At 69.8% G+C, this 16,350-nt stretch carries 22 protein-coding genes; 21 read left to right on the top strand and 1 reads right to left on the bottom strand.

Annotation, left to right across the window (positions count from 1 at the left end):
* The first annotated feature begins 59 nt into the window (after positions 1-59).
* The 18 genes from rpsH to truA all read left to right on the top strand — a co-directional run bounded on the left by rpsH (position 60) and on the right by truA (position 11,562).
* A complete protein-coding gene (rpsH, locus tag OOJ91_RS17580) occupies positions 60-467 on the top strand; it encodes a 30S ribosomal protein S8 (protein WP_007465270.1) in 408 nt (135 codons plus the stop codon).
* A gap of 16 nt (positions 468-483) precedes the next feature.
* A complete protein-coding gene (rplF, locus tag OOJ91_RS17575) occupies positions 484-1,026 on the top strand; it encodes a 50S ribosomal protein L6 (RefSeq protein WP_266246314.1) in 543 nt (180 codons plus the stop codon).
* Positions 1,023-1,412, top strand: a complete 390-nt coding sequence (rplR, locus tag OOJ91_RS17570; protein ID WP_007465265.1) for a 50S ribosomal protein L18 — start codon at positions 1,023-1,025, stop codon at positions 1,410-1,412. The genes rplF and rplR overlap by 4 nt, the downstream gene beginning before the upstream one ends.
* A 33-nt stretch (positions 1,413-1,445) precedes the next feature.
* Complete coding sequence (gene rpsE / locus OOJ91_RS17565) at positions 1,446-2,060, top strand: 30S ribosomal protein S5 (protein ID WP_007465263.1); 615 nt, start codon at positions 1,446-1,448, stop codon at positions 2,058-2,060.
* Positions 2,060-2,242, top strand: coding sequence for a 50S ribosomal protein L30 (gene rpmD, locus OOJ91_RS17560; RefSeq protein ID WP_007465262.1), 183 nt, complete (start codon positions 2,060-2,062; stop codon positions 2,240-2,242). The genes rpsE and rpmD overlap by 1 nt, the downstream gene beginning before the upstream one ends.
* Positions 2,242-2,685 (top strand): 50S ribosomal protein L15, encoded by a 444-nt coding sequence (gene rplO / locus OOJ91_RS17555; protein ID WP_007465260.1) that lies wholly within the window; start codon positions 2,242-2,244, stop codon positions 2,683-2,685. The genes rpmD and rplO overlap by 1 nt, the downstream gene beginning before the upstream one ends.
* A 231-nt stretch (positions 2,686-2,916) precedes the next feature.
* A complete protein-coding gene (gene secY, locus OOJ91_RS17550; protein WP_266246312.1) occupies positions 2,917-4,245 on the top strand; it encodes a preprotein translocase subunit SecY in 1,329 nt (442 codons plus the stop codon).
* On the top strand, positions 4,246-4,899 hold the full coding sequence (locus tag OOJ91_RS17545) for an adenylate kinase (RefSeq protein ID WP_007465256.1): 654 nt from the start codon (positions 4,246-4,248) through the stop codon (positions 4,897-4,899).
* Between the two features lie 88 nt (positions 4,900-4,987).
* On the top strand, positions 4,988-5,839 hold the full coding sequence (gene map / locus OOJ91_RS17540; protein WP_266246309.1) for a type I methionyl aminopeptidase: 852 nt from the start codon (positions 4,988-4,990) through the stop codon (positions 5,837-5,839).
* A 101-nt stretch (positions 5,840-5,940) separates the two neighbouring features.
* Complete coding sequence (locus tag OOJ91_RS17535; protein ID WP_439117117.1) at positions 5,941-6,489, top strand: DUF1707 SHOCT-like domain-containing protein; 549 nt, start codon at positions 5,941-5,943, stop codon at positions 6,487-6,489.
* A 316-nt stretch (positions 6,490-6,805) separates the two neighbouring features.
* On the top strand, positions 6,806-7,027 hold the full coding sequence (gene infA / locus OOJ91_RS17530; RefSeq protein WP_007073013.1) for a translation initiation factor IF-1: 222 nt from the start codon (positions 6,806-6,808) through the stop codon (positions 7,025-7,027).
* Positions 7,028-7,118: 91 nt separating this feature from the next.
* On the top strand, positions 7,119-7,232 hold the full coding sequence (gene rpmJ / locus OOJ91_RS17525; RefSeq protein ID WP_012184307.1) for a 50S ribosomal protein L36: 114 nt from the start codon (positions 7,119-7,121) through the stop codon (positions 7,230-7,232).
* Positions 7,233-7,498: 266 nt separating this feature from the next.
* The gene (gene rpsM, locus OOJ91_RS17520; RefSeq protein ID WP_007465236.1) at positions 7,499-7,879 is read left to right on the top strand and encodes a 30S ribosomal protein S13; all 381 of its coding nucleotides are present in this window, start codon (positions 7,499-7,501) and stop codon (positions 7,877-7,879) included.
* 17 nt (positions 7,880-7,896) lie between these two features.
* Positions 7,897-8,304 (top strand): 30S ribosomal protein S11, encoded by a 408-nt coding sequence (gene rpsK / locus OOJ91_RS17515; protein ID WP_030329919.1) that lies wholly within the window; start codon positions 7,897-7,899, stop codon positions 8,302-8,304.
* 13 nt (positions 8,305-8,317) lie between these two features.
* The gene (gene rpsD / locus OOJ91_RS17510) at positions 8,318-8,944 is read left to right on the top strand and encodes a 30S ribosomal protein S4 (protein WP_007465229.1); all 627 of its coding nucleotides are present in this window, start codon (positions 8,318-8,320) and stop codon (positions 8,942-8,944) included.
* 98 nt (positions 8,945-9,042) lie between these two features.
* On the top strand, positions 9,043-10,065 hold the full coding sequence (locus OOJ91_RS17505; RefSeq protein ID WP_007465227.1) for a DNA-directed RNA polymerase subunit alpha: 1,023 nt from the start codon (positions 9,043-9,045) through the stop codon (positions 10,063-10,065).
* Positions 10,066-10,099: 34 nt separating this feature from the next.
* Positions 10,100-10,660 carry a 50S ribosomal protein L17 gene (gene rplQ / locus OOJ91_RS17500; RefSeq protein WP_266246262.1) on the top strand — a complete coding sequence of 187 codons (561 nt, stop codon included), beginning with the start codon at positions 10,100-10,102 and terminating at the stop codon, positions 10,658-10,660.
* Between the two features lie 71 nt (positions 10,661-10,731).
* Positions 10,732-11,562, top strand: coding sequence for a tRNA pseudouridine(38-40) synthase TruA (gene truA / locus OOJ91_RS17495; protein ID WP_266246260.1), 831 nt, complete (start codon positions 10,732-10,734; stop codon positions 11,560-11,562).
* Between the two features lie 194 nt (positions 11,563-11,756).
* Here the strand turns inward: truA and OOJ91_RS17490 are convergent, their stop codons facing one another.
* Positions 11,757-12,836, bottom strand: coding sequence for a hypothetical protein (locus OOJ91_RS17490; protein WP_266246258.1), 1,080 nt, complete (start codon positions 12,834-12,836; stop codon positions 11,757-11,759).
* Positions 12,837-12,938: 102 nt separating this feature from the next.
* On the opposite strand from OOJ91_RS17490, the gene OOJ91_RS17485 reads away from it, so the two are divergent.
* Genes OOJ91_RS17485 through OOJ91_RS17475 form a run of 3 tightly spaced genes read left to right on the top strand, consistent with a single transcriptional unit; the run spans position 12,939 to position 16,264 of the window.
* Positions 12,939-13,544, top strand: coding sequence for a class I SAM-dependent methyltransferase (locus OOJ91_RS17485; RefSeq protein WP_266246257.1), 606 nt, complete (start codon positions 12,939-12,941; stop codon positions 13,542-13,544).
* 40 nt (positions 13,545-13,584) lie between these two features.
* The gene (locus OOJ91_RS17480) at positions 13,585-15,264 is read left to right on the top strand and encodes an ABC-F family ATP-binding cassette domain-containing protein (protein ID WP_266246256.1); all 1,680 of its coding nucleotides are present in this window, start codon (positions 13,585-13,587) and stop codon (positions 15,262-15,264) included.
* A gap of 37 nt (positions 15,265-15,301) precedes the next feature.
* The gene (locus OOJ91_RS17475) at positions 15,302-16,264 is read left to right on the top strand and encodes an aldo/keto reductase (protein ID WP_266246255.1); all 963 of its coding nucleotides are present in this window, start codon (positions 15,302-15,304) and stop codon (positions 16,262-16,264) included.
* Positions 16,265-16,350: the final 86 nt, after the last annotated feature.

Genomic DNA, 16,350 nt, shown 5'->3' with positions numbered 1-16,350 from the left:
TCGCCGTAGGCCCGGGGCTGATGCTCCGGGAACCCCGGCGAGAAAGGCTGACGAAATCCATGACGATGACCGACCCGATCGCAGACATGCTCACGCGTCTGCGTAACGCCAACCAGGCGTACCACGATCAGGTGAAGATGCCCTACTCCAAGATCAAGGCGAACATCGCCGAGGTCCTGAAGGCCGAGGGTTACATCGCCACCTGGTCGGTCGAGGAGCCCGAGGAGGGCGCCGTCGGCAAGCGACTGGTCGTCGAGCTGAAGTACGGCCAGAACCGCGAGCGGAGCCTGGCCGGCATCAAGCGCGTGTCCAAGCCCGGTCTCCGGGTGTACGCCAAGTCGGACGGGCTCCCGCGGGTGCTCGGTGGGCTGGGCGTGGCGATCATTTCGACGTCCCAGGGGCTGCTGACCGACCGGCAGGCCCGCAAGCGGAGTGTTGGCGGGGAAGTCCTCGCCTTCGTCTGGTAACGGGAGACTGGTAGAAATGTCGCGAATTGGACGTAAGTCGATCCCGGTACCAGCCGGCGTCGACATCACGATCGACGGGCAGACCGTCAAGGTCAAGGGCCCCAAGGGCCAGCTCGAGCACACCCTCGCCGAGCCGATCACGGTCGAGCGGGCCGAGGACGGGCAGCTGAACGTCAACCGCCCGAACGACGAGCGCAAGGCCAAGGAGCTGCACGGCCTGAGCCGTACCCTGGTCGCCAACATGATCGTCGGCGTGACCGAGGGCTACCGCAAGAGCCTGGAGATCGCCGGCACCGGTTACCGGGTCACCGCCAAGGGTTCGGACCTCGAGTTCGCGCTCGGGTTCTCGCACCCGGTGGTCGTTCCCGCGCCGGCGGGCATCACCTTCACGGTGGAGCGGCCGACCCTGTTCCACGTGGCCGGCATCGACAAGCAGCAGGTCGGTGAGGTCGCCGCCAACATCCGGAAGATCCGCCCGCCGGAGCCCTACAAGGGCAAGGGCGTCAAGTACCAGGGCGAGGTCATCCGCCGCAAGGCTGGAAAGGCAGGTAAGAAGTGAGCGCCACGCTGCTCAAGCGCCGCCGCGGCGTCGCCGCCAAGCGCGCCGTTGGGCGTGCGCGTCGGCACTTCCGCGTCCGCAAGAACGTCAGCGGTACGGCCGAGCGTCCGCGCCTGGTCGTCACCCGTTCGCTGCGGCACATGGTTGCCCAGATCGTCGACGACACCAAGGGCCACACCCTGGCGTCGGCGTCGACCCTGGACTCCTCGCTGCGCGGTACGGAGGGCGACAAGAGCGCCCTCGCCGGCAAGGTGGGCGCCCTGCTCGCCGAGCGGGCCAAGGCCGCCGGCGTCTCCAAGGTCGTCTTCGACCGCGGTGGCAACCGGTACGCGGGGCGAGTCGCCGCGCTTGCCGACGCCGCCCGCGAAGCCGGGCTCGAGTTCTAACAACCCCGTCACGAGAGATAAGGAAGGCTGCTGATGCCAGGTCAACAGCGCCGTGGCGGCGGGTCCGGTGGCAACGAGGGTGGTCGCCGCGACAACCGCCGTGAGGGCGGCCGCGGAAACGCGCCCGTCGAGAAGACCCCGCACCTTGAGCGGGTCGTCGCGATCAACCGCGTCGCCAAGGTCGTGAAGGGTGGTCGTCGCTTCAGCTTCACCGCCCTGGTGATCGTGGGCGACGGCGACGGCACGGTCGGCGTGGGCTACGGAAAGGCCAAGGAGGTGCCCGCGGCCATCGCCAAGGGTGTCGAGGAGGCCAAGAAGCACTTCTTCAAGGTTCCGCGGATCGGTCAGTCGATCCCGCACCCGGTGACGGGTGAGGACGCCGCTGGCGTCGTGCTGCTCAAGCCGGCCTCGGCCGGTACGGGTGTCATCGCCGGTGGTCCGGTGCGCGCCGTGCTTGAGTGCGCCGGGATCCACGACGTGCTCTCCAAGAGCCTCGGCTCGTCGAACCCGATCAACATCGTGCACGCCACCGTGGCGGCCCTGAAGGGGCTTGAGTCCCCCGAGCAGGTCGCGGCGCGTCGTGGCCTGCCGGTGGAGGACGTCGCGCCGGCCGCCATGCTGGCGTCGCGTGCGGGGGTGGCGCGCTGATGGCACGCCTGAAGGTCACCCAGCTCCGGTCCGGTATCGGGACCAAGCACAACCAGCGTGAGTCGCTGCGTTCGCTCGGTCTCAAGCGGATCAACGACGTGGTGGTCAAGGAGGACCGGCCCGAGATCCGCGGCATGATCTTCACTGTGAGCCACCTCGTGAAGGTCGAGGAGGTCGAGTAATGACGATCAAGGTGCACCACCTGCGCCCGGCGCCCGGTTCCAAGACCGCGAAGACCCGTGTGGGTCGCGGTGAGGGTTCCAAGGGCAAGACCGCTGGTCGCGGTACGAAGGGCTCCAAGGCCCGCAAGAACATCTCGGCGGCGTTCGAGGGTGGGCAGATGCCCATCCACATGCGCCTGCCGAAGATGAAGGGCTTCAAGAACAAGTTCAAGGTGGTCTTCCAGGTGGTCAACCTGGACCGGCTCGCCGAGCTGTTCCCGAACGGTGGCCAGGTTGGCCCGCTCGAGCTGGTCGAGGCCGGCGCGGTCCGCAAGGGCCAGCCGGTCAAGGTCCTCGGCACCGGGGACCTCGGCGGGGTGGCGCTCCAGGTGTCGGCGCACGCGTTCAGCGCGTCGGCCAAGGAGAAGATCGCTGCCGCCGGTGGCTCCGCCACCGAGCTGTAAGGCGTACGACCTCGGCGCCCGTCGGTTGTGAGCAACTGGCGGGCGCCTAGGTCTGCCTGGGCCGTGTGCGCCCGGTAATATCGGATTCGGTTTATGTAGCCGGGCACACCTGCCCGGAGCGGGACAGGGCTGTTAGAGTCCCATCCCAGCCATGGATTGCGGGCACTCGCCCGTGATCCACCCCCACCCGCCAGGGTTCACCGGCGGCCCGCCTCGCGCAGGAGGAAGAAGTTGCTGTCCGCCTTTCTCAGTGCGTTCCGTACGCCTGACCTGCGCAAGAAGCTGCTGTTCACAGTAGGCATCATCGCGGTCTACCGGCTGGGTGCCACGCTCCCCAGCCCGGGCGTCTCGTACGGCAACGTGCAGAAGTGCCTCGACTCCATCTCGGGTGACACGACGGGCCCGCTGAATCTGCTCAACCTCTTCTCCGGCGGAGCGCTGCTACAGCTCTCGGTCTTCGCGCTGGGCATCATGCCCTACATCACCGCGTCGATCATCCTGCAGCTGCTGACCGTCGTGATCCCGCGTCTGGAGCAGCTCCGCAAGGAGGGCCAGGCCGGTCAGGCGAAGATCACGCAGTACACCCGCTACCTGACCCTCGGTCTCGGCGTGCTGCAGGCCTCGGCGTTCGTGGCCCTGGCCCGCTCGGGTCAGCTGTTCCAAAACCGCTGCGACCAGTTCCCGATCATCCCCGAGGGCACCGGAATCCCGGACTGGCTGACGCTGTCCATCCTGGTGATCACCATGACCGCCGGCACCGGCATGGTCATGTGGCTCGGTGAGCTCATCACCGACCGGGGCGTCGGCAACGGCATGTCCGTCCTGATCTTCACCTCGATCGCTGCCCGGCTGCCCGGCGAGGGCTGGCAGATCAAGACCCAGCAGGGCTGGGGCAAGTTCGCCCTCGTCATCGCGCTGGTTCTGGTGGTCATCACCGCTGTCACGTTCATCGAGCAGGCGCAGCGCCGGATCCCGGTGCAGTACGCCAAGCGGATGATCGGCCGGCGGATGTACGGCGGCACCTCGACCTACATCCCGCTGAAGGTCAACCAGGCGGGTGTGATCCCGGTCATCTTCGGTTCGTCGCTGCTCTACCTCCCGCAGTTGGCCCTGCAGTTCTTCGACCAGAACGACCCGGGCAAGATCCAGGCGTGGATCCAGAACAACCTGGTCGCACCGAACAGCCCGATCTACATCTCGGTCTACTTCCTGCTGATCATCTTCTTCACGTACTTCTACGTCTCGATCACGTTCAACCCGACCGAGGTCGCGGACAACATGAAGAAGTACGGCGGATTCGTGCCGGGTATCCGGCCGGGCAAGCCGACGGCCGACTACCTGGACTTCATCCTCAGCCGGATCACCCTGCCGGGCGCGCTCTACCTCGGCATCATCTCGATCCTGCCGAACTTCTTCTTCATCTGGCTGGACAGCCAGCAGTACCAGAACTTCCCGTTCGGTGGCACCGCTGTGCTCATCATGGTCGGCGTCGGTCTGGAGACCGTGAAGCAGATCGAGAGCCAACTCATGCAGCGGAACTACGAAGGGTTCCTGCGGTAGATGAGACTCGTTCTGGTTGGCCCGCCGGGTGCGGGTAAGGGCACGCAGGCAGAGTTCGTTGCCGCGCACCTGTCGGTACCCAAGATCTCGACCGGAGACATCTTCCGCTCGAACGTCACCCAGGGCACGCCGCTCGGCGTCGAAGCCAAGCGTTACATGGACGCAGGCGAGCTGGTTCCGGACGAGGTCACCATCAACATGGTCCGGGACCGGCTGGCCGAGCCCGACGCCAGCGAGGGCTTTCTGCTCGACGGTTTCCCGCGGACCACTCCGCAGGCCGCCGCTCTGGACAAGCTCCTCGCCGACCTGGGCACCGCCCTGGATCTGGTCCTGGAGCTGGTGGTCGACGACGACGAGGTGATCCGGCGGCTTTCCGGCCGGCGTACCTGCCGGGGTTGCGGCAAGATCTGGCACGTGGAGTTCGACGCCACCACCAGGCCGGGCATCTGCGACCGGTGCGGCGCCGAGCTGTTCCAGCGCGACGACGACAAGCCGGAGACCATCGCCACCCGCCTGCGGGAATACAGCGAGAAGACCGCGCCCCTGGTCGACTACTACGGCGCCCAGGGCAAGCTGGTCGGGATCGACGCCACCGGCCCGGTGGAGGACGTCACCACCCGGGCCATCGACGCTCTGCGGTCGTACGGCGGCTGAGATCCTCCCCGCGCCGGGGTGGATAGAGTGCGAAAAGCGGGGTACGCGAGACGTGCCCCGCTTTTCGGCAACGAAAGGTAACCGCTCCATGCGTCGTCCCCAGCTGGACATCCAGCTGAAGACCCCTGACCAGATCGAGAAGATGCGCGCGGCCGGGCTCGTGGTCGCCGAGGCACTGCGCCGGATGCGCGAGGCGGTGGCCCCGGGCGTGAGCACTGCGGATCTGGACGCCATCGCCGAGTCGACGATCCGCGAGGCGGGTGCCGTCCCGTCCTTCAAGGGCTACCACGGCTTCCCGGCGTCGATCTGCTCCTCGGTCAACGAGCAGATCGTGCACGCCATCCCCTCGCCGGAGCAGGTGCTCGCCGACGGCGACCTCATCTCGATCGACTGCGGTGCGGTGCTGAACGGCTGGCACGGCGACTCCGCGATCACCGTCGGGGTCGGCGACGTCGACCCGGCGCTGCTCAGGATGGCCGAGGTCGCCGAGGACGCGATGTGGGCGGGCATCGCCGCCGCGGCGCGCGGAGCGGCCAGCGGCAAGGGGCGGCTCACCGACATCTCGTACGCGGTGGAGACTGCGGTCCGCAAGGGCGGCCGGTACGGCATCGTCGACGGCTACGGTGGCCACGGCATCGGCACCGAGATGCACCAGGACCCGCACGTGCTCAACCACGGCCGGCCGGGCAAGGGACCGCGTCTGGTCCCCGGCATGGCGCTGGCCATCGAGCCCATGATCACCATGGCGTCCCCGCGTACCGTCGAACTTGCCGACGGTTGGACGGTCGTCACCCGCGACGGGTCGACCGCGGCGCACGTCGAGCACTCGATGGCGCTGTTGCCCGACGGCGTGTGGGTGCTCACGGCCTTCGACGGGGGCCGTGCCCGCCTCGGCGACCTGGTGACCGCACGCCAACCCACCGCCTCCACCACCCCCTGACCCACCGCGCAGTTCCGTCGACCGCGACGTTGCCGGCATCCACGGTCGGACGGGACTGGCGTGGCGGTGGCATGCTTGCCGGCATGGACGGGCGCGACGGAATGCGGGCCGCGGATGCGGACCGCGAGGTGGTTGCCGACCGGCTGCGTGTCGCTCTCGGCGAGGGCCGGTTGGACCTGCACGAGTACGACGAGCGGGTGCAGCGGGCCTACGCGGCGCGCACGTACGCCGAGCTGGACGCCCTGCTCACCGATCTGCCCCCGGTGGCGCCCCCGGAGCAGTCGGCCCTGCGGCCGGCCAGCGCGCCGGCCGGGCCACCCGTCGATGGGCCCACCCCGCTCGCGCAGGACCACGTCAAGCGTTGGCTGGCGGAGGTGTGGCTGCCGTACGTGAGGGTGGTCGCCATCGTGGTGGCCATCTGGGGCGTGACCTCGCTGCTGAGCCTGCAGCTGCTCTACTTCTGGCCGGGCTGGGTGGCTGGCCCCTGGGGCGCGGTGCTGGTGCTCCGGACGGTCGGCGGGCTGGCCGGGGGAGAGCCCCGCCGCCAGGCGATCGAGCGGGAGCGCCGGCGTGAGCGCAAGCGGGCCAAGCGCGAGCGCCGCCGGGAGCTGCGCGCCACCGAACCGGAAGACCCCGAGCCGAGCACCTGACCCACCCGCCCCACCGGTCGACGATCATGGACTTGGCGTCGTCGAGCGCGGTTTTTCGCCCTGCCAACCTCATGATCGATGTGCGGTGGGCGGGGGAGCGGGGAGCGGTCCGAGGACGCGAGGGTGGCCGGTTTGGCGACGGCGCGTAGGCCGGCGTACACTTTCAGATCGGCGCACAGCGTCCACTCCGGCATGCCCACCCTGCGCTTCGGTGGGAGCTGGAGCCGCGGCTGGCGCGGGCTTCTGATTCTGATCAGATTTCCGTGTAAGACGTTGTGGGCCGCCCGGAGCAATCGACGTCAGGACAGCGGAGGACATGCCGAAAAAAGACGGAGCCATTGAGATCGAGGGTCGGGTCATCGAGCCCCTGCCGAACGCCATGTTCCGGGTGGAGCTCGCGAACGGCCACAAGGTGTTGGCTCACATCAGCGGCAAGATGCGGCAGCACTACATCCGCATCCTGCCTGAGGACCGGGTCGTCGTCGAACTCTCGCCGTACGACCTGACCCGCGGGCGCATCGTCTACCGCTACAAGTAGTCCTGACGGCGGCCGGGAAGTCCCGTGTCCGTCTTCGACGTCCGGTCTCGCGCATCGCGCGTTCCCGGGCCAGATGGGAAGTAAGGCAACCGTGAAGGTCAAGCCGAGCGTCAAGAGGATCTGCAACAAGTGCCGGGTTATCCGCCGGCACGGCCGGGTCATGGTCATCTGTACCGACCCGCGCCACAAGCAGCGCCAGGGCTGACTCAGCCCGTCCGGCCGGAACACGGCCGGGTGGTGTTGGTAGGCGCAGATCCTCAGCGACACACACATCACACATGCTCGTCCCAGCCGCGAGCGGTACGCGAGACGTACTTCTGCGTGGCTGACCCCCGGTCGGAGGCCGGGGCCCGCTCGGGCAGCGACCGATCCCGGTCGCCGGCGCTGAAAGCGTCGGAAAGACGGGACGGCCGGTAGCGGGGTGGGACGGGTCCACACCTCCGCCACACATCACGAGGAGTACGCCCGCACATGGCACGTCTAGTCGGCGTGGATCTCCCCCGCGAGAAGCGGATGGAGATCGCGCTCACCTACATCTTCGGGGTCGGTCGTACCCGCGCCCTGGAGACACTCGCCGCCACCGGCATCTCGCCGGACAAGCGCGCTCGGGACCTCACGGACGAGGAGCTCGTGCAGCTCCGCGACCACATCGAGGGCAACTACAAGGTTGAAGGCGACCTGCGCCGCGAGGTCGCCGCTGACATCCGCCGCAAGGTCGAGATCGGCTGCTACGCCGGCATCCGGCACCGCCGGGGCCTGCCCGTGCGTGGCCAGCGGACCAAGACCAACGCACGGACCCGCAAGGGCCCGAAGCGGACCGTCGCCGGCAAGAAGAAGCCCGGCAAGAAGTAATAGGAGCGCAGAAGACTATGCCACCGAAGGCTCGTGCCGGAGCCGCCGTCAAGAAGGTCCGGCGCAAGGAACGCAAGAACGTCGCCCACGGGCAGGCGCACATCAAGAGCACGTTCAACAACACCATCGTGTCCATCACGGACCCGACTGGTGCGGTCATCTCCTGGGCCTCCGCTGGCCAGGTTGGCTTCAAGGGCTCCCGCAAGTCGACTCCGTTCGCCGCGCAGCTGGCCGCCGAGGCTGCCGCGCGTCGCGCCATGGAGCACGGCATGCGCAAGGTCGACGTGTTCGTCAAGGGCCCCGGCTCCGGCCGGGAGACCGCCATCCGTTCGCTGCAGGCCGTGGGCCTCGAGGTCGGGCAGATCGCCGACGTCACCCCGCAGCCGCACAACGGATGCCGTCCGCCCAAGCGTCGCCGGGTCTGAGAGGTAGAGAGAGATGGCTCGTTACACCGGTGCTGACTGCCGCCGTTGCCGGCGGGAGAAGATGAAGCTGTTCCTCAAGGGCAGCAAGTGCGATGGTCCGAAGTGCCCGTTCGAGTCCCGGCCGTTCCCGCCCGGGCAGCACGGCCGCGGCCGCACCAAGGAGACGGAGTACCTGCTCCAGCTCCGCGAGAAGCAGAAGGCCCGTCGTGTCTACGGCGTGCTGGAGAAGCAGTTCCGTGGCTACTACGAGGAAGCCGTTGGCAAGCAGGCCAAGACCGGTGAGGTCCTCCTGCAGATCCTCGAGTCGCGGCTGGACAACGTCGTTTACCGGGCCGGCTACGCCCACTCGCGGGACATGGCCCGCCAGCTGGTCAAGCACGGTCACTTCACGGTGAACGGCAAGAAGGTCGACATCCCGTCGTACCGCGTCAAGGAGCACGACATCATCGAGGTCCGGGGCAAGAGCAAGGAGCTCACCCCGTTCGTGGTGGCGCAGGCTCAGGCCGGTTCGAAGACGGTGCCGGCCTGGCTGGAGGCAATCCCCAGCCAGATGAAGGTGCTCGTGCACTCCCTCCCGGCCCGGCAGGTCATCGACACGCAGGTCCAGGAGCAGTTGATCGTCGAGCTCTACTCCAAGTAGTCGGGCTCGTTGCGGTGGCCCGCCCTCCGGGGCGGGCCACCGGAACAGTTTGTGTCGTGGACGTCAAATAGCGGGCGTCCCGGAAGAGAAGAGACAAGATGCTCATCAGCCAGCGACCCTCCCTCTCCGAGGAGTCGATCAACGAGACCCGGTCGCGGTTCGCCATCGAGCCGCTCGAGCCGGGCTTCGGCTACACCCTGGGCAACTCGCTGCGGCGCACGCTGCTGTCGTCGATCCCGGGTGCGGCGGTCACCTCGATCAAGATCGACGGCGTGCTGCACGAGTTCACCACGATCCCCGGTGTCAAGGAGGACGTGGTCGAGCTCGTCATGAACATCAAGGAGCTGTGCGTCAGCTCCGAGCACGACGAGCCGGTCAGCATGTACCTGCGCAAGCAGGGCCCGGGCGACGTGACGGCGGGCGACATCCAGCCCCCGGCCGGCGTCTCGGTGCACAACCCGGACCTCAAGCTCGCGACCCTCAACGGCAAGGGCCGGCTCGACATGGAGCTGACCGTCGAGCGGGGCCGGGGCTACGTGACTGCCGCACAGAACAAGCAGTCCGGCGCCGAGATCGGCCGCATCCCGGTCGACTCGATCTACTCGCCGGTGCTGAAGGTGACGTACCGCGTCGAGGCGACCCGCGTCGAGCAGCGCACCGACTTCGACAGGCTCATCATCGACGTCGAGACCAAGCCGTCGATGGGCCCGCGTACCGCGCTGGCCTCCGCCGGTTCGACGCTTGTGGAGCTGTTCGGGCTGGCCCGTGAGCTCGACGAGACCGCCGAGGGCATCGACATCGGGCCGTCCCCGCAGGACGCCCAGCTGGCGGCGGACCTCGCTCTGCCGATCGAGGAGCTGGACCTCACCGTCCGCTCCTACAACTGCCTCAAGCGCGAGGGCATCAACTCCGTTGGTGAGCTCATCGGGCGTACCGAGGCCGACCTCCTCGACATCCGCAACTTCGGTCAGAAGTCGATCGACGAGGTCAAGATGAAGCTCGCCGGGATGGGTCTCGGGCTGAAGGACTCGGCTCCGAACTTCGACCCGGCGCACGTCGTGGACACCTTCGGCGAGGCCGACTACGACACCGACGACTACCGCGAGACCGAGCAGCTCTAGTCCGCGCTGCCGCCACAACTGAGGAGCACCAAAAATGCCCACGCCCACCAAGGGCCCCCGCCTCGGCGGCAGCCCCTCGCACGAGCGGCTGATGCTCGCCAACCTGGCGACCGCGCTGTTCCAGCACGGCAAGATCCAGACCACCGAGACGAAGGCCCGCCGGCTGCGTCCGCTGGCCGAGCAGCTCATCACCAAGGCCAAGCGCGGTGACCTCGCCTCGCGGCGGCGGGTGCTGGGTGTCGTCAAGGACAAGGACGTCGTGTACGCCCTGTTCGACCAGATCGCGCCCCGGTACTCCAACCGCCCCGGCGGTTACACCCGGATCGTGAAGACCGGTCCGCGCAAGGGTGACAACGCGCCGATGGCCATCATCGAGCTGGTGGAAGAGCTTCAGGTCGCCGAGCCCAAGGTGAACAAGAAGACCGCCGCCCGCAAGGCCGCGCAGCAGGACAAGGTCGAGGCGCTCGCCCCGGCCGAGGAGGCCCCGCAGTCGGCCCAGGCCGACCAGGACTCCGAGGCGCCGGAGTCGGCATCCGGTGACACCGCCGAGGCGCGCGAGGACAGCGACCTCGCCACCGAGGAGAACAAGGCCTGACCTCGGGCATCGTTTCCGGGCCCGGCACCCCTCACGGGGTGTCGGGCCCGACCCGTAACAGGAGGTACGAGGTGGACGAGCGGATCCGGCTGCGGCTTGACGTCTCGTACGACGGCGCCGCTTTCTCCGGCTGGGCGCCCCAGCCGACCCGGCGGACCGTCGCCGGGGTGCTCGTCGAGACCCTGGACCTGGTGCTCGGCGCGGGCACGGCGACCGGTCTGACAGTCGCGGGTCGCACCGACGCGGGTGTGCACGCCACCGGGCAGGTCTGCCACCTGGACCTCCCCGCCGAGGTGTGGCGCGAGCACGAGGGGCGGCTGCTGCGCCGGCTCGCGCGGCTGCTCCCGACCGACGTGCGGGTACGGGCGATGTCTGAGGTGCCGCCCGACTTCGACGCCCGCTTCTCGGCGACCTTCCGGCGCTACGAGTACCGGGTGACCGACGCCACGTACGGCACCGAGCCGCTGCGCCGGCACGAGGTGCTGGCCTGGCCGCGACCGCTGGACCTGGCCGCCCTGAACGCCGCCGCGGCGGGTCTGGTCGGGGAGCACGACTTCGCCGCGTACTGCCGGCGCAAGGAGAACGCGACGACGCTGCGCGAGGTGACCCGGCTGGACTGGCGGCGCGACCCGGACGGCATCCTGGTCGCCACCGTCCAGGCGGACGCGTTCTGCCAGGCGATGGTCCGCAGCCTGGTGGGGGCGATGCTGGCGGCCGGCGACGGCCGAAGGGCGGTCCAGTGGCCGGGCAGCCTGCTTCACCGGCAGGAGCGCTCCAGCGAGGTGACGGTGGCCCCGGCACACGGCCTCACGCTGGTCGCGGTCGGCTACCCGGCAGACCCGGCCGACTACGCCCGCCGTGCCGACCTGACGCGCCGCCTGCGCGTGCCCGTCGAGGGCTGACGTCCGCGGCCTCGTCGAAGGGCTGACGTCCGCGGCCGTGACGTGCGGCCGTCGAGGGCTGACGTCCGCGTGCCCGTCGAGGGCTGACGTCCGCGGCCGGCGGTGTGGCAGGCGAGGGGCTGACGGCCGGTGGGTCGCGGACGACGACGGGTGTGCCACCGGTCGGCGGCACACCCGTCGGGCGGAGTCGCTTGTCAGTCGCCGGGTAGATCGCCGTCGTCGCTGCCGCTCGGGCTCGCGCTGCCCTCGGTGGGCGCTGCAGTTGGTTGGTCGGCCGTGCCGCTGTCGGCCCGCCGTTGCAGGACGCCCCGGCTGAGGTGGACCTCGATCATGTCGTACAGGATTTCCCTGATCTTGGCGTCGCCGGACTTGACCGCGGCCCCGTCGGCGCGGACCACGAGCGCGTACGCCAGGTAGTGGCCCCTAACCTGCCATCCGACCCGTGCCGGGGCGCTGGTCAGGACGTCGGTGTCGTCGCCGGCGGTAAGCCCCCGGAACCGGCCCTGCCGGTCGTCGAGGATCTGCCGGATGCGGTCCCGGGCCCGTTCGGCGCTGGCCCTGTCGGTGAGGTTGAACAGGCCGGCGGTGACCAGGTGGTCGCCCCCGGGAGCCCGCAACGTCGCCCGGACGACCTGGTTGCAGCCGAGCCGGACCAGCAGGTCGGCCACCTCGTCGGTGGCGGCGACTGCGCAACTGCCACTGGAGTGCGTCTTGAGGATCGCGTAGCCGGGCTGGCCGTCGGCGAGCTTCACCTCCTTGCCGGGAAAGAGCTCCTTCGCGGTGAGCGGCGCCTGGTCGGTGTCCCGCGAGTCGAGATCCTGTCGCTGCGCCGGGGCGGACGCGGCGACGTTCGGTTGGTAGGTCGGGGTGGCCTGTGGCGCGGGGTCGTCGTCGACGAGCAGCGCGGCGGCGCCCAGGCCGCAGAGCGCGAGCAGGACCAGGACGGCCGCGCCGCCGACAAGCACCTGCCAGAGCCGCCCGCCGCCGCGCTGTGTGGACGGCTCCGCGGGCTGGGCCGAGGTGTAGACCTGACTGCGGGGGGCCGCGGCCGTGGTGCTGACGCGGGTGACCGGCGGCGCCTGGTTCGGCGGCGCAGGGGTCTGCGGCGCCTGGGTCGACGGCAGCATCAGCTGGTTGGGCCGGGGCAGCGACGGAGCGGGGAAGCGGGACGGTGAGGGGCCGGCCGGCGGAGGCGGACCGCTGAGCACGGCCAGGTCGGACCCGGGCTCCGGGTCCTCGTATGCGTCCTCTTCGGACTCGTACCGATACACCATGTCGCCCAGAGTAGGAGTCATTGTCCCTTTAGGGGGTAATATTGGGAAATGTGGCTGCGGGCCGTGTCGTGACCTGCCCGAGCCGGTGCGAGAATTGCCGACGTGACCGGCGACCACTACTTCACCGCCCAACCCGCCAGCGACGCTCCGCCACGCGAGGTCCAGTTCTCCGTCGCCGACCGCGACTACCAGCTCGTCTCGGCCGGCGGCGTCTTCTCCGCCAGCCGCCTCGACCCCGGCACCGCGGTGCTCCTGCGCAAGGCCGAGCTTCCCGCCGCCGACACCGTCGGTGACCTGCTCGACCTCGGTTGCGGATTCGGCCCGATCGCCTGCGTGCTGGCCGACGTGGCACCGGCGAGCACCGTCTGGGCGGTCGACGTCAACGCCCGCGCCCGCGAGCTGACCGCCGCCAACGCGGCCCGGATCGGCGCCGCCGACCGGGTCCGGGTCAGTGCGCCTGACGACGTGCCGGCGGACCTCCGGTTCGCACAACTGTGGTCCAACCCGCCCATCCGCATCGGCAAGGGCGAGTTGCACGAGCTGTTGCTGCGGTGGCTGCCCCGACTCGCCCCGGACGGCGTCGGCTGGCTCGTCGTCGCCCGCCACCTCGGCGGGGACTCGCTGCACCGCTGGATCACCGACCAGGGCTGGCAGGTCGAGCGGCACGCCAGCCAGAAGGGCTTCCGGGTGCTGCGGGTCACCCGGTAATTGGATGTCCCTCCCGCTCCCGCTGGGGCAGGATCCCGGCGTGGGATACGTGGACGTGGCAGCGGTCGGGCACATACTGCCCGACGGTCGGGAACTCTTCGCCGACGTGTCGTTCCGGGTCGGGGAGGGCAGCAAGGTCGCCCTTGTCGGCCCGAACGGCGCGGGAAAGACGACGCTGCTGCGGATGGTCGCCGGTGACCTGCCGGTGCGTACCGGCACCGTCGCGCGGGCCGGTGGGCTGGGCGTGATGCGCCAGTTCATCGGCATGATCGGCGACGAGACGACACTTGCCGACCTGGCACTGTCACTGGCCCCACCGCCGCTGCGCGCGGCCGGCAGCCGGCTCGCCGAGACCGAGACGGCCATGCGGGCCGCCGAGGTCCGCGGCAAGTTCAGCAGCGCCGCCGGCAAGGCCCAGGTGGCGTACGCCGACGCGCTCGGCGCCTGGGGCGAGGCCGGCGGGTACGACGCCGAGGTGCTCTTCGACACCGTCGCGACGATCGTGCTCCACCAGCCCTGGGACGCCGTCCGGGACCGGCCGGTGCGTACCCTCTCCGGCGGCCAGCAGAAGCGCTTCGCCCTGGAGTTGCTGCTGCGCGGCCCGGACGAGGTGCTGCTGCTCGACGAGCCGGACAACTTCCTCGACGTGCCCGGCAAGCGCTGGCTGGAGGCGCGGCTGCGCGAGTCGACGAAGTCGGTGCTCTACGTCTCGCACGACCGTGAGCTGCTGGCCCAGAGCGCCGACCGGGTGGTGGCCGTCGAGGGCGGCAGCGCGTGGGTGCACCCAGGTGGCTTCGCCAGTTGGCACGAGGCGCGGGTGGCCCGGCACGCCCGCCTCGACGAGCTGCGTCGGCGCTGGGACGAGGAGCACCAGAAGCTGCGTGAGCTGATGCTCATGTACAAGCAGAAGGCCGCGTACAACGACGGGTTGGCCTCGCGCTACCAGGCCGCGCAGACCAGGTTGCGCAAGTTCGAGGAGGCCGGGCCGCCGCCCGTACCGCCGAAGGACCAGGACATCCGGATGCGGCTGACCGGCGGGCGGACCGGCAAGCGCGCGGTCGTCTGCGACCAGCTTGAGCTGGACGGTCTGACCTTCCCCTTCGACCTGGAGATCTGGTACGGCGACCGGGTGGCGGTGCTCGGCGCCAACGGCACCGGCAAGTCGCACTTCCTGCGGCTGCTGGCCCGGGGCGGCACCGATCCCGACCCGGCGAACGGGCCTGTCGACGGGGCGGGCGCGCTCGCCCCGGTGGCCCACGACGGCACGGCCCGGTTGGGCGCTCGGGTCCGCCCCGGCCACTTCTCCCAGACCCACGACCGGCCGGAGCTGATGGCGAAGACGCTCGTCGAGATCCTGTGGCGGGGTGACGAACACCGCCAGGGGATGGACCGGCACGCGGCGATGGGCGTGCTCAGTCGCTACGAGCTGGCCGGGCAGGGCGACCAGCGCTTCGGCACGCTCTCCGGCGGGCAGCAGGCCCGGTTCCTGGTGCTGCTGCTGGAGCTGTCCGGGGCGACCCTGCTGCTGCTCGACGAACCGACCGACAACCTCGACCTGGCCAGCGCGGAGGCCCTGGAAGCGGGCCTGAACGCGTTCGAGGGGACGGTGGTGGCGGTCACCCACGACAGGTGGTTCACCCGCTCCTTCGACAGGTTCGTGCTGTTCGGCGGCGACAGCGAGGTGGTGGAGACCCCGGAGCCGGTCTGGGACGTGGGCTGAGCCGTCACCGGGCAGCGGTGCGTCCGGCCGGCATAGGGTGGATCTCGTGACTGAGATGACCTATCGCCGGCTGGGCGACTCCGGGCTCGTGGTGTCCGTCGTCGGAATCGGCTGCAACAACTTCGGCCGCAAGCTCGACCTCGACGGCACCCGCGCCGTGGTGGACGCCGCCCTGGACGCCGGGATCAACCTGTTCGACACCGCCGACATCTACGGCGAGCCGCAGGGCGGCTCCGAGGAGCTGCTCGGGCAGGCGCTCAAGGGACGCCGGGACGACGTGGTGGTGGCCACCAAGTTCGGCATGGACATGAACGGCCTCAACGGGCCGGACTACGGTGCGCGCGGGGCGCGGCGCTACATCGCCCGCGCGGTGGAGGCGTCGCTGCGCCGGCTCGGCACCGACCACATCGACCTGTACCAGATGCACGAGCCCGACCCGGGCACCCCGATCGACGAGACCCTCGCGGCCCTGGACGACCTGGTCCGCGACGGCAAGGTGCGCTACCTGGGCAACTCCAACTTCGCCGGCTGGCAGATCGCCGACGCCGACTGGGTCGCCTCGTCCAACGGCCGGTCCCGCTTCATCAGCGCGCAGAACCACTACAGCCTGCTGGAGCGGTCCGTGGAGACCGAGATCATCCCGGCGTGTGAGCGGTTCGGTCTCGGCATGCTGCCGTTCTTCCCGCTCGCCAACGGCCTGCTCACCGGAAAGTACAAGCGGGACGGGCAGCCGCCGGCCGGCAGCCGGCTCTCCGGCGGCGGCCGGTACGCGGAGCGGCTCGCGGCGGCCGACTGGGACACCATCGAGGCGATCGAGGCGTACGCGGCCGAGCGGGGTCTGACGATGCTCCAGGTGGCGATCGGCGGGCTGGCCGCCCAACCGGCGGTGACCTCGGTGATCGCCGGCGCCACCACGCCCGAGCAGGTGCACGCCAACGCCGCCGCCGGCACCTGGGAGCCCGGCGACGACGACCTGGCGGCGCTGCGCGCCATCCTCTGAGCACGACGGCCGCGAGTCGATCACCAACCGGTCGAACGGAACCGGGCCGGGCCGCTCGTCGCGGCCCGGCCCTGTTGGTGAAACGC

Source organism: Micromonospora lupini, from assembly GCF_026342015.1.
GTDB classification, from domain to species: Bacteria; Actinomycetota; Actinomycetes; order Mycobacteriales; family Micromonosporaceae; genus Micromonospora; species Micromonospora lupini_B.
The sequence above is the reverse complement of the archived record's forward strand: the minus strand, read 5'-3'. Positions and strand labels throughout refer to the sequence as shown.

Bases quoted from the DNA above. Each gene is read 5' to 3' on its own strand.
- map (WP_266246309.1), top strand. From the start codon at position 4,988: ATGCGTCGTCCCCAGCTGGACATCCAGCTGAAGACCCCTGACCAGATC.
- rplO (WP_007465260.1), top strand. From the start codon at position 2,242: ATGACGATCAAGGTGCACCACCTGCGCCCGGCGCCCGGTTCCAAGACC.
- rpsE (WP_007465263.1), top strand. From the start codon at position 1,446: ATGCCAGGTCAACAGCGCCGTGGCGGCGGGTCCGGTGGCAACGAGGGT.
- OOJ91_RS17505 (WP_007465227.1), top strand. From the start codon at position 9,043: ATGCTCATCAGCCAGCGACCCTCCCTCTCCGAGGAGTCGATCAACGAG.
- OOJ91_RS17535 (WP_439117117.1), top strand. From the start codon at position 5,941: ATGCGGGCCGCGGATGCGGACCGCGAGGTGGTTGCCGACCGGCTGCGT.
- rpsH (WP_007465270.1), top strand. From the start codon at position 60: ATGACGATGACCGACCCGATCGCAGACATGCTCACGCGTCTGCGTAAC.
- rplQ (WP_266246262.1), top strand. From the start codon at position 10,100: ATGCCCACGCCCACCAAGGGCCCCCGCCTCGGCGGCAGCCCCTCGCAC.
- rplF (WP_266246314.1), top strand. From the start codon at position 484: ATGTCGCGAATTGGACGTAAGTCGATCCCGGTACCAGCCGGCGTCGAC.
- OOJ91_RS17545 (WP_007465256.1), top strand. From the start codon at position 4,246: ATGAGACTCGTTCTGGTTGGCCCGCCGGGTGCGGGTAAGGGCACGCAG.
- rpsK (WP_030329919.1), top strand. From the start codon at position 7,897: ATGCCACCGAAGGCTCGTGCCGGAGCCGCCGTCAAGAAGGTCCGGCGC.
- OOJ91_RS17490 (WP_266246258.1), bottom strand. From the start codon at position 12,836: ATGGTGTATCGGTACGAGTCCGAAGAGGACGCATACGAGGACCCGGAG.
- rpsM (WP_007465236.1), top strand. From the start codon at position 7,499: ATGGCACGTCTAGTCGGCGTGGATCTCCCCCGCGAGAAGCGGATGGAG.
- infA (WP_007073013.1), top strand. From the start codon at position 6,806: ATGCCGAAAAAAGACGGAGCCATTGAGATCGAGGGTCGGGTCATCGAG.
- rpmD (WP_007465262.1), top strand. From the start codon at position 2,060: ATGGCACGCCTGAAGGTCACCCAGCTCCGGTCCGGTATCGGGACCAAG.
- rpsD (WP_007465229.1), top strand. From the start codon at position 8,318: ATGGCTCGTTACACCGGTGCTGACTGCCGCCGTTGCCGGCGGGAGAAG.